The sequence below is a fragment of the Geomonas sp. Red276 genome (genome assembly GCF_054784495.1).
In genome coordinates, this window is the sequence record NZ_BLXW01000030.1 from 1 (window position 1) to 17,059 (window position 17,059).

Sequence of the window (17,059 nt, forward strand, 5' to 3'; positions counted from 1 at the left end):
TCAGTACCGCTTTAACCGTCGTTTCGATCTTGCTGCTATGCTTCCCCGCCTCGCTGCTGCCGCTGCCCGGACTGGCAGCCGACCAGAGCGGTGGTTACGCCTAGCGGAAGATTGGCGCTAATCAGGAAAGGATTAGAGTTCGGATGAGGTTTTGCGCAAGCGAGAGGGGATTATCGAGGCAGAGGAGAAGAAGCTAGGCGAGCAAAGGAAAAATTTCGGCGGACCGGAGGTGGACCGGAGCGGGGACGAAAAAAGGCCCTTGGATGAGCCAAGGGCCTTTCTCGATAATGGTCGGAATGAGAGGATTCGAACCTCCGACCCCCTGCTCCCGAAGCAGGTGCGCTACCAGGCTGCGCTACATTCCGATTCGTTTCTCGGGAAGCTCTGTATTTAACCTTTTTCGATCTCGATGTCAACCGAAAAAATGAAGGGGACCCGGCCGGCGGGGCCTCGCGCGCGCGTTACTTAAATACGTAGGTGCCGCTGCCGCCGGTACCCCTCCCTTTCCGCCCGCCGGGCGTCGGGCGTCCTCCACCCTCGGCGGTGGGGCGGCCCCGCCTTCCGCCGCTAGTCCACCTTCACGTTGATGTAGAGGTTACCGCTTGCCCCCGCGTTGAGCGCCCCCCCCATGGTCCAGGTCACCGTCCCCTTGCCTCCTACCGCCGGGGCGGAGATGTTGCAGGTGGTGAGCGAAGCGGGGAGCGGGCCGCAGGAGGCCGACTGGAAGGAGGAGTAGGTCGGCACCACGTCGGTGAAGACCAGGTTGGTCAGGCTCATGGAGTTGTTGGGGTTCGTGTAGCTGATGGTGTACCCGACCGTCCCCCCGGGGTTCGAGTTGGCCGTGTTGGCGGTCTTCACCACCGTGATCGGCAGCTTGTTAACGGTCAGGGTCGGGATGGTGGCCGGTACCGCCCCCGTCGTCTGCCCGGCTCCCAGGTCCACCGTGACACCGGTGAGGGAGGCGCTTCCGTAGGCGATCGGGAAGGGCCCGGTCTGCTCGGCGCTGGTCACCGGCACGGTGATGGTGCAACTCCCCGGTAACAGCGTCGCCACGGTCGGCGAGACGGTGGAGGCCCCCACCGCGGGGACCCCGGTGACCCCGGCACAGGTTCCGCCATAGGCGGCGGCCGACACCGTGTAGCCGGCCGCCAGCGAGGTCGGGTTCTTCGCGAAGGTGTCGGTGAAGGTGGCGTCGGTAAGGGCAAAGGTGTTGGGATTGGTCAGCGTATAGGTGATGGTCGAGCTGTCGTAGAGGTCGATACTCGACGGGTTGAAGCTCTTGGCGAGGACGACCTGGTCCTGGGCGGTGACCGAGGCCGTGTTGCTGGTGGGGCCGATCAGGGTGGCCCCGGAGTAGACGCTTCCCGTCGTGTTGTAGTAGGTGCCGTTGTTGCTCATCTTGACCGGCACAGTGAAGGTGCAGGTCCCGCCGTTTCTGGCCAGGGTGCCGGCCACCAGGGTGAAGCCCCCATCGCCGACCGCCAGGGTTCCCCCCGACTGGTCCTTGAAGGAGCTCCCGGAGCCGCACGGGTTGGCGGCAGGGAGTGCCGCCAAGGTCATCCCGGCCGGGAAGGTGTCCACGAAGGTGACCGTGCCGTTACGGGAGGTGCCGCTGTTGTTGGTGAGGGTGAACTTGGCGTTTACCGTGGTGTTGGTCAGCACGTTCGCCGTGGCGAAGGATTTCACGGTATCGACGGTGGTCACCGACAGGGTGTCGGTCCAGCCGGGACCGGCCACCGGGGTCTGGTCGGTGGTGATCCCCCCCACCGTGTTGGTGTAGTTGGTGTTGTTGGTGGAGGCCCGTACGGTCACCGTGATGGTGCAGCTCGAGTTGGCCGGGATGGTGGTCCCGCTCCAGGTGATGGTGCCGGTCTGCGCGGTGCCGTTGGTGTTGGGATTGCCGCAGGGGATGGTGCCGGTGCAGGTGCCGGTCCCGGCGGGGGCTCCGGTCGCCGAGCAGGAGGCGATGTAGTTCTGCGGCGTGGTGGACCCCGCCGGAATGGACATGTTGGTCGGGAGCGGGTCCGAGAACTCCGCCCCGGTGAGCGGGGTCGGGTTGGGGTTGGTCAGGGTGAAGGTGATCACCGAGTTGCCGGTGCCGGTCAGGGCTCCCGGGTTGAAGCTCTTGGTGATGGTCGGAGCCTGCAGGGTGGTCAGATAAGCGGTGTTCGAGGGGGAGCCGGCCGGCAGGGTGAGCGTACCCGAGACGCTGGTGGCGCCGGAGGTGGCATTGGGGTATCCCGCCGCCGGGCTGATGGTGGTGCCGGTCACCCTGAAGGTCACCGTGCAGCTTCCCCCTGCCGGGATGCTGATTCCGGAAAAGCTCAGCGCCCCGGTCTGCCCGGCGGTGAACGAGTTGCCGCTCGCACCGGTGCAGGTCCCGCCGGCGGTCCCGGTGGCGGCGATCTGGAGGTTGGTGAGCGTATCGGTGAAGGCGACGCTGGAGAGCGCGTTCCCCGCGTTCGGGTTGGTGAGGGTGAGGGTGACCGTGGAATACTGCCCGGTGCCGATCTGGATGGAGCCGGGTGAGAAGGCGTTGGCGATCTGGGGCGGGTACAGCACGGTCAGGGTGGCGGTGTTGGAGCCCGACCCGGCCACCGGGGTCTCGTTGGCGGTCACTCCGCCCGCGGTATTGGGGAAGCTCCCGGCCGAGGGGGCGGTCACCGTCAGGGTGACGGTGCAGGTGGCCGGGGAGGCCGGGATGGTGAGCCCGGAGAAGGTGATGGTTCCGGTCTGGCCGGCGACGAAGTTGTTGCTCCCCGCACCGGTGCAGCTCCCACCGGCGGGGCCGGCGGCGCTCACCTGCATCCCGGTCAGGGTGTCGCTGAAGGAGGCCCCGGTGAGCGGGATGGCGCTCGGGTTGTCGAGGGTGAAGGTGATCAGGCTGGTCCCCCCCGGCACGATGGGGCTCGTGCCGAAACCCTTGGTGATGGCGGCGGGGGCCGCGACCACGAGCGAGGCCGAGTTGGAGGGGGAGCCGGTGTTGGCCTCGTTGCTCGCGACCCCGGAGGCGGTATTGGGGTAGCCGGTCGCGAGCGGGCTCGCGGTGGTGGAGGTCACGTTGACGGTCACCGTGCAGCCGGCCCCACCGGTGGGGATGGTGAGACCGGTGAAGTTCAGGGTGCCGGTCTGCCCGGCGGTGAAGGAGTTCCCCGAGGCACCGGCGCAGCTTCCCCCCGCGGCCCCCGCGGCGTAGACCTGCATCCCGGTCAGCGTGTCGGAGAAGGAGGCGCCGGTCAGGGGGATCGAGTTCGGGTTGGTGAGGGTGAAGGTTATGGTGGAGCTCTGCCCGGTCTCGATGGTGGAGGGGGAGAAGCTCTTGGCGATCGCCGCGGGGGCGATCACCGTGAGGTTCGCAGGCGACGAGACGGGGCCGGCCGGCAACAGCGCGGTCGAGACGCCGGAGCTGGTGGCGTTGCTCTGCACCCCGCCGGTGGAGCTCGTCACCGTGAGGGAGATGGTGCATCCGCTGGTCGGGATGTTGATGCCGGTGAAACTGAGCGCCGTCTGCCCCGCGGTGAGGGTGGGGGCCGAGGGGGTCCAGGTGCAGCTTCCCCCCACCGTCTGGTTGGCGCTCACCTGCATGTTGGCCAGGGTATCGGTGAAGGCGCCCGCGGTCTGGGCCACCCCGGTCGGGTTGGCGAGGGTGAAGGTCAGGGTGGAGCTCCCCCCGCTCTTGATGGTCTGCGGGGCGAAGGCCTCGCCCACCGTGATGACCCCTACTCCCAGGGCGGCCGACGAGCCGCTTCCCGCCGCGCCGGTCTCGGTGGAGGAGACCCCCGTCACCGTGTTGGGATAATACCCGGTGGTGGCGCTTTTGACCGGGAAAGAAATGGTGCAGGTCGTCCCGGCCGGGACCGTCCCTCCGCTCACGGTGAGGGTGGTGGCGTTGGCGGCGATGGTGGTGGGGGCAAATCCGCTGCAGCCGGTGCCGGTCACCGTGATGGCGCCGCCGGTGGCCACCAGCTGGCCGCCGTTGGGGGAGCCTCCCAAGAATCCGCTCGGGAAGCTGTCCGAGAACCCCACCGCGTGCAGGTCGTTGCCGGTGGCGTTGGGATTGGTGACCGCGAAGGAGAGGGTGGAATTGACCCCGGTGTTGACCGCCAGCGGAGAGAAGCTCTTGACGATGATCGGCTTGGCCAGCAGGGTGGCCGAGGCCGCCGTCAGGTTGGTCACGTTCAGGTTGTTCGCGAACGACTGGGCGGCGAACGTGTTGGTGTAGCTCGTGGCGGTGGTGAAGGTGACGTTGACCGTCATGGTGCAGGTAGTGCCGGCCGGGATGGCGCCCAGCGAGAGCCCGAGGCTCCCCCCCCCGGCGAGGGCGGTCAGGGTGCCGGAGCAGCCGGCCGCGAGCGAGGCGGCGGTGAAGGCGGCGCCCGGGGTGGTGCTGTTGCTGAGGCCGCTCGGGTAGCTGTCGGTGAAGGAGGCGTTACTGACCGCGGTCGAGTTGGGGTTGGTGATGGATATGCTCAGGACCGAGCTCCCTCCCGCCTCGATGGCGGCCGGGGTGAAGTTCTTGGTCACCGTCGCGGGCATCCAGACGGTGACGTCTTCCTGGGTGGAGGAGCCGGAGCTGTAGTTGCTTCCCGCCACCGTCCCCCCCTCCGCGTAGGTCCCGCCCGGGGTGACGGTCTGCCCTGCCGTGGTGCGGGTCGGGTCGTCGTAGGTGACGGTGGCCGAGTTCTGGTAGGTCGCCAGGTTGGTCCCCGCCGGGATGCTGACGGTGAAGGTGACCGACACCGAGCCCCCTCCGGGGATGCTGAACTTTCCCCACGACGGGGAGCTCGCGCCGGCGGCGGGGGTGCTGGTCGAGGTGCGGGTGGCCCCCCCGGCGAGCGTCACCGTGCCGGTCGATGCGTAGGTGAAGGGGGAGGGGGCACCCGGAAGGGTGTCGTTGATGGTCACCCCGGTGGCGGTGCCGTAGCCGGTCTGGTTGGTGACCGTGATGGTGTAGGTGGTGGTCCCGCCGCGGACCGCGTTGGCCTGCCCGGTGACCTTGGAGACGGTGAGCGAGGGGTAGCACATGGCGTCCACGCTGGCCCCCGGCATGGAGACCGGCGGGATGGTGTAGACCTGGAACCCGCCCGACGAGGAGGAAGAGCCGTAGGGTGGGGTGGAGGTGGGGCTCCCCGAGGAGAGGCCGCTTGCCCCCCCCGCCACGTTGACGGTCACCCCGGTGCTGGTGGTGAGCGCCACGAAGCCGCCGCTGCCGCCGCCGCCCGGGCCGTGCGGGCAGTTGGTGGCGGTGCAGACGCCGCAGCCGGCGGTGCCGGTGTTGTTGCCGCCGTTTCCCCCCGACGCGTTGATGGTGAGGGTTCCCACGTTGGAGTTGGAGGCGAAGATCAGCACGCTGCCGCCCCCCCCTCCTCCGCCGGCGGCGTCGTTGCAGACGATGCGCGGGGTATAGGAGGAGCTGGGGACGTTGCCGTTGGGGTCCCAGGCCCCGGGGGCGCCGTTGGCGTTGATGGTGGCGCTGCCGATGGCGGTGGCGGTCCTGATCAGCACGATGCCGCCGCCGGGAGCTCCCGAGGAGGTGAGTCCGGTGGGGAGCGGGCCGGTACCGTTGTTGGTGGTCCCTGCCCCGCCGCCGCCACCCATGGTGAGCCGCCCCGGGGCGAGCGGGACCGAGTAGCCGCCGATGCCTCCGGTCTGGGCGCCGGGAGGGGTGTTGGGTGTCCAGCCGTATCCACCCATCCCCCCGGAGCTGTAGGCCCCCCCGCCGCCACCGCCGGTATTCTCGTCGTTGTCGTTGAGGTTGCCGTCCGAGCCCCCGCCGCCCGCGTTTCCAGGGGCGCCGCGGCTGTAGCTCCCACCGGGATAACCGTCGGCGAAGTTGGAAAGGTAGGTGCTCCCCGAGTCGTAGCGGACTCCGTTCTCGGGGACGGCGGGGATGTAGAGAAAGCGCGGCGTACCGGCGATCCCTTCCCCCTTCCCGCCGTCGTAGCAGTTGGTGCACTGGCCGGAATACGGCACCGCTCCCACCGCAGGCGCGGGGGACGCGTAGACGTTGGGCGCCGCGTTGGGGGGGACGGTGGTGGTCGGCTGGGAGGCGTCCCCCATGGCGGTGAGCCCGGCCGCCCCGCGGAAGCCGCGGCCGCTTGCGTTCACCACCCTGCCGTTCCAGTTGAGCTGCCCGGCCACGTCGAAGGCGACCACGCCGCCGGTCGTTCCGTTCCAGGCGGCGGCGTTGACCTGCCCGGCCAGGGTGGCCGAGGAGTACTGGGGGACCCTGATCACCTGGTAGCGGCGCTGTCCGGAGACCGCGCTGGCGTCGGCTGAGCGGTAGCTGTTGACGAGCGGGGAGGTGATGGGGAGCGAGCCGAGGGTGACCGGCCCGGCGGCCACCACGTACTCGTAGAGCCCCGTCGAGTTGAGCGAGGTGTAGCCGGCCCCGCCGCCGCTGCCGCCGTAGGAGGCGTCGTTGGAGTAGCTGATGTCGGCGTCCTGCATCTGGATCACCAGGGCCAGGTCGCCTGCGGCGAAGGGCGTGGAGGCCCCCCCGCTGGAGGTGTCGATGCTTCCCACCGGGACCGCGGTCGATCCGGCGGGGACCGAAGTGTTGGAGCGGCCGGCGTAATAGGTATTGACGATCCCCGAGACGCTGGCCGGTCCGTCCTGCCCGGGCACCGAGCAGACCAGGGCCTTTGCGGTGCGGCAGGGGATGAGCGACAGCGCCGCTATATATATAAATAGCAGTAGCAGGGAACGGCTGGCCGAAACGGCGCTTCTCCCCGGGGGGAGAGGGGGGCCGGTCCGGCGGGGATTGCTTTCATTCATGGGGCGGTTGTTTCCTCCTGGCGCGGCCCGGGAGCTGGGCCGGCCCAAACGCAGCGGACCGCGGCGGCTACCGGTTGAGCCACTTGGCGGCGTCCTTCACCGAGCTCTGGTCGAACTTGAAGCGGAACTTGAGGTAGGGGCCCTGGGCTGTGTAGTCGGAGGCCGAGAAGTCCTTGTCGGTGAAGCCCATCAGGTTGTACCCCAGGGAGAGCCAGGCGTTCTGGACGATGTTGTAGCCGAGCGACACGCCGGTCGAGTAGTCGACCTGGCCCACCCCCCAGGAGTGGAGCACGCTCCCGCGGATCCCGAGGTCCCAGTCCTTGGCCAGATCGTAGCGCCCTTCGATTCCGAAGAGGTCGGTGTACCCGCTGTAGCGCACGCTGTCGATGGTCTCCAGCACGTACTTGGCGCCGTACTGCAGCGAGATCTCGCTCTTCAAGAGCCGCAGGTTGGCGTTCAGGTTGTTGACCAGCCGGCGGCTCTCCTGGCTGATGGAGCCCGGGGCGTCGGTGTTGGAGTAGATGACGTCGAGCCGGTCGAGGATGATCCAGCGGGTCTGCCGCGGGCGGTAGACGAGGCCGAGCCTCAGGTCGTCGTTGATGCTGGTCCCGCCGGTGATCGACTTGCTGTCGTAGAGCTGCAGCCTCGCCGACCATCCCCACCCCTCCTTGGGCTCCCCGATGAAGGAGGAGACGATCCCCCACTTGTCCTCCGAGGTGGAGGTGCGGTACTCGACCCGGTTCGAGGTGTTCCAGCTCTTCTCGGTGTAGTTGGTCCCCAGCGAAACGGCGGTGAAGTCCTCGCTGGAGCCGGAGGCGGCCGGGACGTTCGTGTTGAGCGTGTAGTTGCTGGACTTGGCCATGGTCTGGCTCCGGTCGAGGCTGCCGTCCACGCTCCACTTGTCGGTCACCTTCCAGGTCTGCTTGAGGCCGAAGAGGGCGAACATCCGCTGGCCGTTGTCGTTGGTGTCCCGCTCGAGGCTGCTGTTCAGCGACCCGCCGCTCCACGGCATCGACTTGAGGCCCACCCGGGTGTTGTTGGTGTTGGCCCCGTCGCCGCTGGTGAATTCCTGGTCGGCGGTCAGGGTGACCTTGTCGGTCAGCTTGAAGTCGGCGCCCACCACGGTCCTGGTCGGGAAGGTGGCGTTGGCGTTACCCCCGATCGACTGGTCGTGGTCGGCCCGCAGGGTGAGCCGCTTGTTGAGGGTGAGCCAGCTTCCGCCGACGTTCAACTGATCGGATTCTTTCGTGGTCCCGTCGCCCTGGGTGTCGTTGGCGTAGCGCGCCCCGACGTGGGCGGAGTAGGGGCCTTGCGTGTAGGTGTTCCTCTCCTCGACGATGTCCTGGTAGCCGCCGGTGGCGAGGTTGTACTGGCGGTAGGCCTGGCCGCCGACCGTGAAGCTGTCGGAGAGCTTGTAGTTCCCCTCGGCCCCGAACTTGCGGGTCCCGTTCTCGCTCCCGTTTTGCTGCCCGAGCCCGAAGCCGTTCTCCTCCTCCCTGAAGTAGGCCCTCCCCACGAAGTTCCTCGACTGCTGCTGCACCTCGGCCAGGAAGGCGTCGCCGTGGCGGTGGTCGCCCGCGTAGTCGGTGTCGGTGTGGGCGGCCTCGCCTTTCAGGGTGGTGCCGGTGGCGAGCCTCGCGGTGGCGTCCACCCCGTAGCTGTTGGCGGAGCCGGTGATCTGCCCCTCGTGGATGTAGGTGAAGCCGGTCTTGAGCTTGTTGTCCAGAAGCTTGGCCCCGACACGGCCGCCGTAGGTGAGCGCCTCGGTCCCCTGGTTGTTGACCTCGTACTCCGCCACGATGAAGATCGGGTTGAAGTTCTCGTCGCGGGAGGGGATCGGCTGCTTGAAGAAGATGGTCCCGGCGTCGTAGTCGATGGTGTAGTCGGTGTAGCGGGCCAAGTCCTGGCTGCTCACGATGATCTCGCTCCGGAAGCGGTCGCGGACCTGGATGGTGACCTTGTCCGAGTTGAGCACGATCGGTTTGCGGCTCAGGTGGTACAGGCCGGAGGTGCCGTCGCCCTGGATCTCGTCGCGGGCGTAGGCCTGGGCGGTGTTGGTCCCGAAGACGTTGGCCTCGAACTTCTTGCCCTGCCACTCCGCCTTGACCCCGTTGAGGCGCCGCGAGTAGCGGGAGAGCTCGGTCACCGTGAGGCCGGTGTCGAAGTCGCCGAACAGGGCGTAGAACTGCTCGCGCTCGATCTTCAGGTAGACCTTCCGGGCGCTGGCGGCGTCGAACTGCTGCTGCGAGGCGTCCCCGTAGAGGGTGTAGTAGGTCTCCGGGTTGATGGTCTGGAACAGGCTGTTGGAGGCCTGCGGGTTCTGCTTGGCGCTGTCGTAGGCCATGGTGAGGAGCCATTTCCCCTGGATGGTCCCCTTCCCGTAGAAGGCGATCCGCCCGTCTTCGTAGAGGTTGTTATCCTCGCCCGACGCCTTGAAGTTCTCCATGTGCCCGGTGACGGTGTTGTATCCCACCGTCTCCTCGCCCAGGCCGACCAGGATCCAGTCGCGCATCTTGGGCTGCACGTAGGTCTCCACCTCCACGGCGGTCTTGCCGGCCGCCAGCACGGCGCGGTACGGGCCGGAGGCGTTGACCGGCTGGAAGAGCGCCCACCCGTCGGAGTCGACCGTCACCTTGTCCCCCTTGTCGGCCGGATCCTTGAACATCGCCTCCTGGCGGTACGGCTTCAGGTTCCCCTCCTGCACGCTCAGCTGGGTGGCGGAGCGGAAGGGGGTCCCGGCGGCGTCGAAGAGCTCCAGCCGGACCTTGACCGGGCTCTTGCCGTCGGCCACGTTGCCGTCGGTGCCCACCACCCGGATGGTGGCGATGGCGCCCACCCGGGTCACCTTGGCGCTCTTTTCGAAGCGGACGTTGCCGAAGGTGTCGGTGCCGCGCAGCACGATGGTGTGCTGGCCGGGATCGCCGAAGTTGACCCCGATGTAGCTGTAGAGGGTCTTCTCGGTGGTGTTGTCCTTGAGGGTGAAGCCGATACGCTCGGCGCTGATCTCGCTGCCGTCCACCAGAAGGTGCGGGGTGAGCTGGGAGTCGAGCACCACCCTGACCGCGGAGATCGGGTCGGGGAGGAGGAAGCCGTCGGCGGGGGACATGATCCCCACCTCGGTCAGCCGCGGGGTCTTCACCGGCTCCTTGGGAGAATCCACGGCGGCTGCCGCCGCGAGGTAGCAGACCTCGGATTCGCTCTCCGAAGCGGGGACGCTCATCATGGCGCTTGATTCGGAGACAAGCGGCAGCGGATAGCCGCCTGCCGCGGCGGTGGCCGGGGTCGCCAGGTTGGCGGCCAGCAGCGGGAAGCCGGCGAGCCCCCTGGCGGCCGGGAAGCCGGGGAAGAGCGATCCGGAGACCGGGTATGCCGCGCCCGCGGTGGCGGCTCCGGCACTTCCCGCCGAGCCCGCCGCCGATCCTGCGGCGTCGGAGGTCTCGCTCTCCTCGCTCTCCGCGCCGGCCGGGGCAACGGCCGTCTTGGCCCCAGCACTCTTGGCTCTGGCCGCCTTGGCAGCGGGCGCGCCGCTCACCACCGCGGCCGCCGGCCCGCTGCGGGGAACCGCACTGGCCGAACCCTCCCCGGCGATTTTCCGGGAGGCGCGGTCGGCGTCCTTGGTGATCTTGGTGGAGACCCGCTCGACCACCTGCTCGGTGAGGATGGTCACCTCGACCCGGCGGTTGAGGGAGCGCCCTTCCGCGGTCTTGTTGCTCGCCACCGGGACGCTCTGCCCCTTTCCGGAGGCGGAGATCTGGGCCGGGGTCAGCCCGAGCTTCTCTTTTAGGTAGAGGGCGACGCTCCGGGCGCGCGCCTGGGAGAGGGCGATGTTGTCGCGGTACACCTTGCGGCTTCTCGGCGCGATCCTGGTCCAGTCGGTGTGGCCGACCACCAGCAGCTGCCGCACCCGCATGAGACCCTTGGCGGTGAAGTTCCTGATGGTCTCGGCGGTGGCGTCCAGGGTCTTCTTGTCCTCGGGGGAGAGGGTCGCCTCGAACACCTCGAAGGTCGGCCGCACCACCAGGCTCGGCAGCGACCCGGCCTCCTGCGCCTTGATCCTGACCAGCACGTTGTCCACCGAGACGGTGTGCTCGACCTTGCCGCTCTCACCGCTGTAGGCCACGGTGGCCCGGGTGATGAACTCGCCGGAGGGGGCCTCGGGGGTGAAGTCGGCGGCAAAGCGCAGGGCGACCCGCTCGCCCGCCCCCCCGTTCTCCAGCGGGAAGCTCAGCACGCGGCCGGTGACGGCCGGGTCGGGGATCTGCCTGCCGCCGCGGGTGGCGCTTCCGGCCCGGAAGCGGAGCCCGGCGGGGAGCTCGACCTCGAGGGCGCGGGTGCGGGCCGGGAGGCGGGAGAGCTCGACGGTCGGGGTGAGGATCACCCCTCCCTCCTCGAGCCGGCTTCTCAATTCGAGCGCGATGGCGTCGGGCGCGGAGTTCTCCACCACCGTGGCGGGGGCCTCCTCCGGCTGCGGATCGCTCCAGTCGTCCTTGGCGGCCTGCTCGACCTCAGGCTCCGGCTCGCCGCCTGCCTGCTCGGGAGCCCAGTCGTCCTTGGGCGGCTCCACCTCTTCGGCCTCCGCCTTGGCCGACGCCGCGGCCTCGGCGCTTCGCTTGAGCTCGGCGAGCCGCGCCTCGGTGATCTTCATGGCCGCTTCGTCCGCCTTCTTCTTCGCCGCCTCGGCCTTCTCGGTGGCCCGCTTTTGGTAGAGGGCCACGTCGTCCGGCCTCCCCACCCTGAAGTCCGCCCGCCACATGGTTCCCCCCTGGGCGTCCACGAACTGGGAGAAGGAGCGGCCGGCGAAGCGGCTGTTGTCGCTGCAGCTGTAGACCTGGTACCCCTCGGGGAGCGAGTCGAGGTCGAGCTGGATCACGTGGGTCCCCGGCTTCACCCCTTCGAAGTGGAACATCCCGCGCTTGTCGGTGTTCACGAAGGTGCCGTCTTCCAGGTAGATCCGGATCCCCTCCACCCCTTCGTCCCAGTCCAGGCCGCAGGGGCCGCGCTCGACCCTCCCCATGATCAGGCTCTTGCTGTTCATGAAGTCGGAGTGGACCATGACGGTCGCCTGGGCGGTGTTGGAGGCCGTGCCGTAGCTTCTCGCGGTGGCGGTGTTGATCGCCGCGCCGTCGTGGGCGCCGGCCGCCACCTCGACCACGTAGCGGATGCTGACGCTCGCCTTGGGGGCCAGGTCGGCCAGGGTGAAGACCATGGTCCGCCCGTCGGCGGAGAGGGCCGGGTCGGCCATCCGCACCCCGTTGCCGGTGGTGGAGCCCGGGCGGTAGCGGAACCCCGGGGGGAGGGTGTCGGTGATCGACAGGTTGATGGCGGTGGCCGCCTGGTCGTTGTTGGTGAGGTCGAGCTGGTACGGGACGAAGTCGCCGATGGCGGCCAGGGCCTTGCCGGTGCTCTTCACGAGCCAGAGCGAAGCGGGGAGCGGGTCGATCGGGATGTCGATGTGCATCGCCGGGCCCGGGTTCACCGTGAACGGCTCGAGCCTCACCGTCGGCTGGGCGGCGGTGACCGGTCCCCCGCCCCGCGAGCCGGTCGTCAGGGCGAACGGGCCGGTGGGAAGCTTCTGCAGGGTGGCGTCGGGAACCGTGGACGGGAGCGAGTACCCCGCGGGGACCTTGATCTGGAACCGGTAGCTCCCCGGCTTCACGAAGGGATAGCGGAACTGCCCCGGAGGGAAGTCGTAGGTCCTTTGGGGCTTTCCGGCCGGGGGGGTGTCCGTCGTGGTGCTGCCGGTCACGATGGTGGCCGGGAAGGTCGCCACGCCGTCGTCGCCGAATATCTTGTTGTTGGCCGGATCGTCGGCGGGCTGGCCGGTCGAGTCGTCGATCAGGGTGATGGAGACCCCGTCCACCGGCTTGCCGGTGATGCTGTTGAAGATGATCCCGTAGGGGTCGACGACGGCCACGCTGTTGACCGTCTCGGTGCCGTCGGTGCTGGTGTAGACCGCGGTGATCTTGCTCCCGTCGGTGACCGGGAGGTAGCCGGAGTAGGTGCCCGGGGCGGGGTTGACCTGGCAGGCGCTCCCCGAGGACTGGATGTAGCCGGTGAAGACCCCGGTGTCGGCGCCGGTCTCGCTCAGGCGGAGCACCTCCACGTCGCCGGTGGCCGGATCGGTCAGGGTGACCACCGCGCTGTCCGCCACCGCGGGGTCGAGGTTGCTCCCCTGGTCGGTCAGCCGGACGAAGATCGGCTCGCACTGGTGGAAGATGGTGGTCGGGGTGAGCGGCACCGGCTTGGTGAGATCGATCGGCGTGGTCGACCCGGCCGGCACCGGCGGCGGCATCATCGAGAAGGAGGCCTTCGAGTTGCCGGTGGTGCTGTACCAGGTCGGGGAGACCACCACCTGCTGCGCGGTGGAAAGAAGCGGTGCGTACTTGAGGAACTCGAGGACCGGGGTGTCCGAGACGGCCGTCTTCTGGACCGTCACCTGGCTCTCCGCCAACGGGATCGAGTTGCTCTGGATCTGGACCGTGTTGACGATATTCACCTGGGCCGACACGGGGGCGGCGTACAGGAGGGAAACGACCATCCAGAGCAGGGCCCCGACGAGCGGGAGCCCTGCCTGGAAGGTGCGTTTGCCGGGCGACCCGGCCGGACGCAGCTCCGCCGTGGACCGTGGTGCGGGCGCACCATGGCCTTCGTGGCGGCCGCGGAGGCTGTTAGTCAGGCTGCGGGTCATTCGTGTGACAGTCTCCGCCTAGTTCACTTTCACGCGGTAGACGATCATCACGAAGTTCTCGGTGCCGCTGTTTTTGGCGATGGTGCCGGTGGTGTTGACCCCGGCGCCGGTCCCGACGTTGACGGTCAGGGTGGTGGTGGCGCTGTTGGTGGCGGTGGTGTAGGCCTGGTTGGTGGCGGCGGAAGCCCCCAAGGCCAGGGCCGAGCCGGCGCCGTCGCCGGCCGGGGAGTAGAAGACGTCGGCGCCGGCGCCGCCGAAGGCCCCGTACTGAAGGGCGACGTAGTTGGTCGGGACGGCGTCGGAGAGGGCGGCCCCGGTGATGTCGTCGGTGCCCGAGTTGTTGCCGGCCCTGATCACGTACTCGAGGACGTCGCCCGATTTGGCGGTCACGCCGCTCGTGTAGTAGTTGGTGCTGGCGGCGCCGTTAATGGCGAAGGAGGTTGCCCCGGAGCCGGTGCTGTTGGAGCTTGCGGTGGTGACGTTGCGGACGTACTTGGTGATGTCGACCTTCGGCGAGCCGCTGGTCCAGGTGTCGAGCGCCCAGTTGCTGTTGGTGGTGCCGGAGACGCCGGAGGTGGTGACGCTCGCCTGGGCGTAGACGTTGATGACGGTGCCGAGCTGGGTGATGGTACCCGGCTTGACGGTGATGTTGTTGACGGTCTTCTGCTCGAATACCGGGGTGCCGACCGGGACCGGGGAGCCCAGCGGGGTGCCGTCGAAGGTGATGGTGTAGGTGCCGTCCGCATTGGGCGCGATGGCGGTCACGTTGCGGGTGTAGGTGGAGAAGGTGATCACCGAGCCGATGCCGATGCCGTTGACCTGGAGGGTGGAGCCCGAGCCGGTGATGTGGCCGGCGTCGGGGGCCGGAATCACCAGGGTGGTGGTGGTCGAGGCGTTGGAGGCCCCCACGGTGGTCACCGAGGCGCCGAGGGTGACGTCGAAGCCGAGGCCGGAGTTGCCGTCGGAGACCGAGGGGCTGGTGGTGTTGCTGTAGGCCTGGGGTCCGCTGGTCCCCATGGCGACGGTGACGTGGTAGCTGGCCGGGCCGTTGGCGTTGGAGGTGAGCACCAGGGAGTCGGTCAGCACCTGCGCGTCGGGGCCGGTGTAGGTGCCGGTGCCGTTGTTGAGCACCAGGGTCGGGGCGGCGGGTACCAGGTTGACGGCGACGGTGACCGAGGCGGTTTTGAAGCCGCCGTTGAAGGTAAGGGTTGCGGTGTTGACGATCTGGGTGTTGGCCGCGGTGGATGCCCAGGCGTTGCTGCCAAACGCCGTCACCAGCGCCAGGGCGAGCAGGGCTATCGAGGTCCTGATCTTGTTCATGTTGCTGTCTCCTTGTCACATCATTGAAGATACTGGGTCCCGCGACCGGGGCTGTTGCCCGGTCTTTTCCCCTGACGTCGCGGGGACCCGATTCATGGTCCGGCGGGATGACCGTCTCCCGCCATGGCGAAGCGGGGAGCGCCCGGTGCGGAGCGCTCCCCGCCGGGCTAGTTGACCTTCACCTGGTAGATGATCACGAAGGTCTCGCCGGCCTTGACCGTACCACCCGTGGAGGTGGAGTTGGTGTCGCCCAAGTAGAAGTTGAGCGGGCTCTTGGCCGCCACGCCGCCGGCGTCACCGCCCGCCACGTTGGGGCTTTCCACCGCCGAGGTCCCCATGTCGATGTTGATGGCGGTGCCGCCGTTCTTGGTCACCTGGGCGAAGATGCTGGATGAGGTCGGGGTGCCCGCGGTGCCGTAGGTGTTGCCGGCCACCAGGGTGGTGTAGGCGGGGACCGCGTCGGTTACCACCACCTTGTTGGCGTCGCCGCCGGCGTTGGTGACGGTGACCTGGTACTCGAGGGTGTCGCTGGGGTCCGCGTTGGCGGTGCCGAGGTTGCCGACGAAGGTGCCGCCCTTGGAGACGTTTCTCACCAGCTTGCTGATGGTCAGCTGGGGAGCGACCCAGGTGCCGTCGGTGCAGGTGATGGCGGCGCTCTGCGGGCCAGGGCCCTGGGTGGAGCCGGTCAGGGTGAAGTTGACGGTGGCGTCGGTGTTGGTCTGGGCCACGCTGGCGGTCACGCTCACCTGCACGAGGGCCAGCTCGGCGATCGGCACCGAGAAGTCGACCGCGTGGGTGTCGAAGTCGGGAGCGGCGTTAGCCCCTACGTTGATCCCGTCGATGGAGGTGGTGGGAAGGGCGGCCAGTTTCAGCTGCCCCTGGGTCTCGCCGGTGGTGGAGGCCACGGTCGAGTAGGCGCCGCCGGCGTTGTTGCCGTTGATGCTGGCGGCGGAGCCGCCGGCGACGTTGGAGACCAGGAAGGCCTGCTTCTTGCCGTCCAGGTAGGTCACCACCACGATCTTGTTGGGGGCGAAGGTGTTGGAGTCGAGCGAGCCGCCCGGGAAGAGGATGGTGTCGCTGCTCCCGGTGGCCACGCCGACGCCGATGCCGCTGGCGAAGACGTGGGTGCCGGTGTCCTGGGCGCCGTCGGTGCTCCCGTCGTACTTTAGGAACTGGAAGTGGGAGGTGACGTTGGTGGCCAGGGCCCCGTTGGTGTTGGTCCCGGAGGTGGCGGTCAGGCCGAAGTTGTAGGTGTCGGAGCCGTTGGCGTTGGCGACCATCGCGTAGAGGGTGGTGATGGTCCCGCCGGACGGGGTGTTGACGGGCGCCAGGCAGCTGAGCCCCCCGACGGAGCTGGTCGGGGCGGAGATGGCGTTGAGCCCGGCCTTGACCAGGTTCACGGTGACCTGGGTGGAGGCGTTGGCCGAGAAGGTGTTGTTGTTGCTCGCGTCCTTGTAGCTGACGGTGACCACGTTCAAGAGCTTGGTGTTGGCGGTGGTGCTGGCCGCCGCCTCCTGCGGCTGGCTGACCGCGAGGAGCGCGCCGAGCGCCAGGACGCCCGCGGCGGCGCGTCCGATGCTGCGGATGCTGAGGGTGTGCTGCATGGTGATTCTCCTTTTCATTGATGTCATTTCAAGGTCCTGCGTCGATTGCATGGTTGTTGGTTCATTCTCTGCCGGTCGTCCACGGTTCCTGTTCATCGGTCTATCTCCTTGTCTTTGGGTTAACGGTCACTGAGGTATGGGTAACGGTTACTTGACTTTCACCTGGAAGCTGACTTTCCCCTGGCTGCCGGCCGGGATCCGGTTGATCACCCAGCGGATGTTGGTGTACTCCTCCGGGGAGGCGACCCGCTTCTCGACGCCGCTGGCGGTCTTGGTCTGGTAGGTCAAAAGGGCCGGGCGGTTGTAGCTCTTGCCGCCGTCGATCGAGAAGCTCACCTCGCCGACCTCGCTGGCGCTCCCCGGGATGTAGACGGTCCCCTGCGGGATCGGGTCGCTGATCACCGCGGCGGTGGCGTCCTCGTTGCCGGCGTTGCGGTAGAGGACGATGTAGTGGATCACTTCGCCGGGGGTGAAGCTCTTGGCGAGCACCATCTTGGTGCTCTTGGTCCCGTCTTTGGCCACGGTGACCTTGGCCTTCTCGGCCCTGATCTTGATCTCGACCTTGGGTGCCGCGAACGCCGCGGTTGCCATCAGCACGACGGCCATGGCGAGCATAACTACCTTTGCCTGCTTCTTCATAAATCTCTCCTTTTCGATGGGTTCAGCTGAG

The 17,059-nt window shown here is 68.1% G+C and carries 5 protein-coding genes, 1 tRNA gene and 1 pseudogene; 1 reads left to right on the top strand and 6 read right to left on the bottom strand.

Annotated elements, in window-relative coordinates:
* A pseudogene (locus ACYVL5_RS17685) lies at positions 1-121 on the top strand (IS1595 family transposase); the annotation flags it as partial.
* Between the two features lie 167 nt (positions 122-288).
* Here the strand turns inward: ACYVL5_RS17685 and ACYVL5_RS17690 are convergent.
* The 6 genes from ACYVL5_RS17690 to ACYVL5_RS17715 form a co-directional block, all read right to left on the bottom strand.
* A tRNA-Pro gene (locus tag ACYVL5_RS17690) sits at positions 289-365 on the bottom strand.
* Between the two features lie 202 nt (positions 366-567).
* On the bottom strand, positions 568-6,777 hold the full coding sequence (locus tag ACYVL5_RS17695; RefSeq protein WP_460596901.1) for a DUF7933 domain-containing protein: 6,210 nt from the start codon (positions 6,775-6,777) through the stop codon (positions 568-570).
* A gap of 67 nt (positions 6,778-6,844) precedes the next feature.
* On the bottom strand, positions 6,845-13,465 hold the full coding sequence (locus tag ACYVL5_RS17700) for an OmpA family protein (protein ID WP_460596902.1): 6,621 nt from the start codon (positions 13,463-13,465) through the stop codon (positions 6,845-6,847).
* Positions 13,466-13,483: 18 nt separating this feature from the next.
* Positions 13,484-14,785, bottom strand: coding sequence for a hypothetical protein (locus ACYVL5_RS17705; protein WP_460596903.1), 1,302 nt, complete (start codon positions 14,783-14,785; stop codon positions 13,484-13,486).
* A gap of 167 nt (positions 14,786-14,952) precedes the next feature.
* A complete protein-coding gene (locus tag ACYVL5_RS17710) occupies positions 14,953-16,389 on the bottom strand; it encodes a hypothetical protein (RefSeq protein WP_460596904.1) in 1,437 nt (478 codons plus the stop codon).
* Between the two features lie 147 nt (positions 16,390-16,536).
* Complete coding sequence (locus ACYVL5_RS17715; protein WP_460596905.1) at positions 16,537-17,028, bottom strand: hypothetical protein; 492 nt, start codon at positions 17,026-17,028, stop codon at positions 16,537-16,539.
* Positions 17,029-17,059: the final 31 nt, after the last annotated feature.

Bases quoted from the DNA above. Each gene is read 5' to 3' on its own strand.
- ACYVL5_RS17695 (WP_460596901.1), bottom strand. From the start codon at position 6,777: ATGAATGAAAGCAATCCCCGCCGGACCGGCCCCCCTCTCCCCCCGGGG.
- ACYVL5_RS17700 (WP_460596902.1), bottom strand. From the start codon at position 13,465: ATGACCCGCAGCCTGACTAACAGCCTCCGCGGCCGCCACGAAGGCCAT.
- ACYVL5_RS17705 (WP_460596903.1), bottom strand. From the start codon at position 14,785: ATGAACAAGATCAGGACCTCGATAGCCCTGCTCGCCCTGGCGCTGGTG.
- ACYVL5_RS17710 (WP_460596904.1), bottom strand. From the start codon at position 16,389: ATGCAGCACACCCTCAGCATCCGCAGCATCGGACGCGCCGCCGCGGGC.
- ACYVL5_RS17715 (WP_460596905.1), bottom strand. From the start codon at position 17,028: ATGAAGAAGCAGGCAAAGGTAGTTATGCTCGCCATGGCCGTCGTGCTG.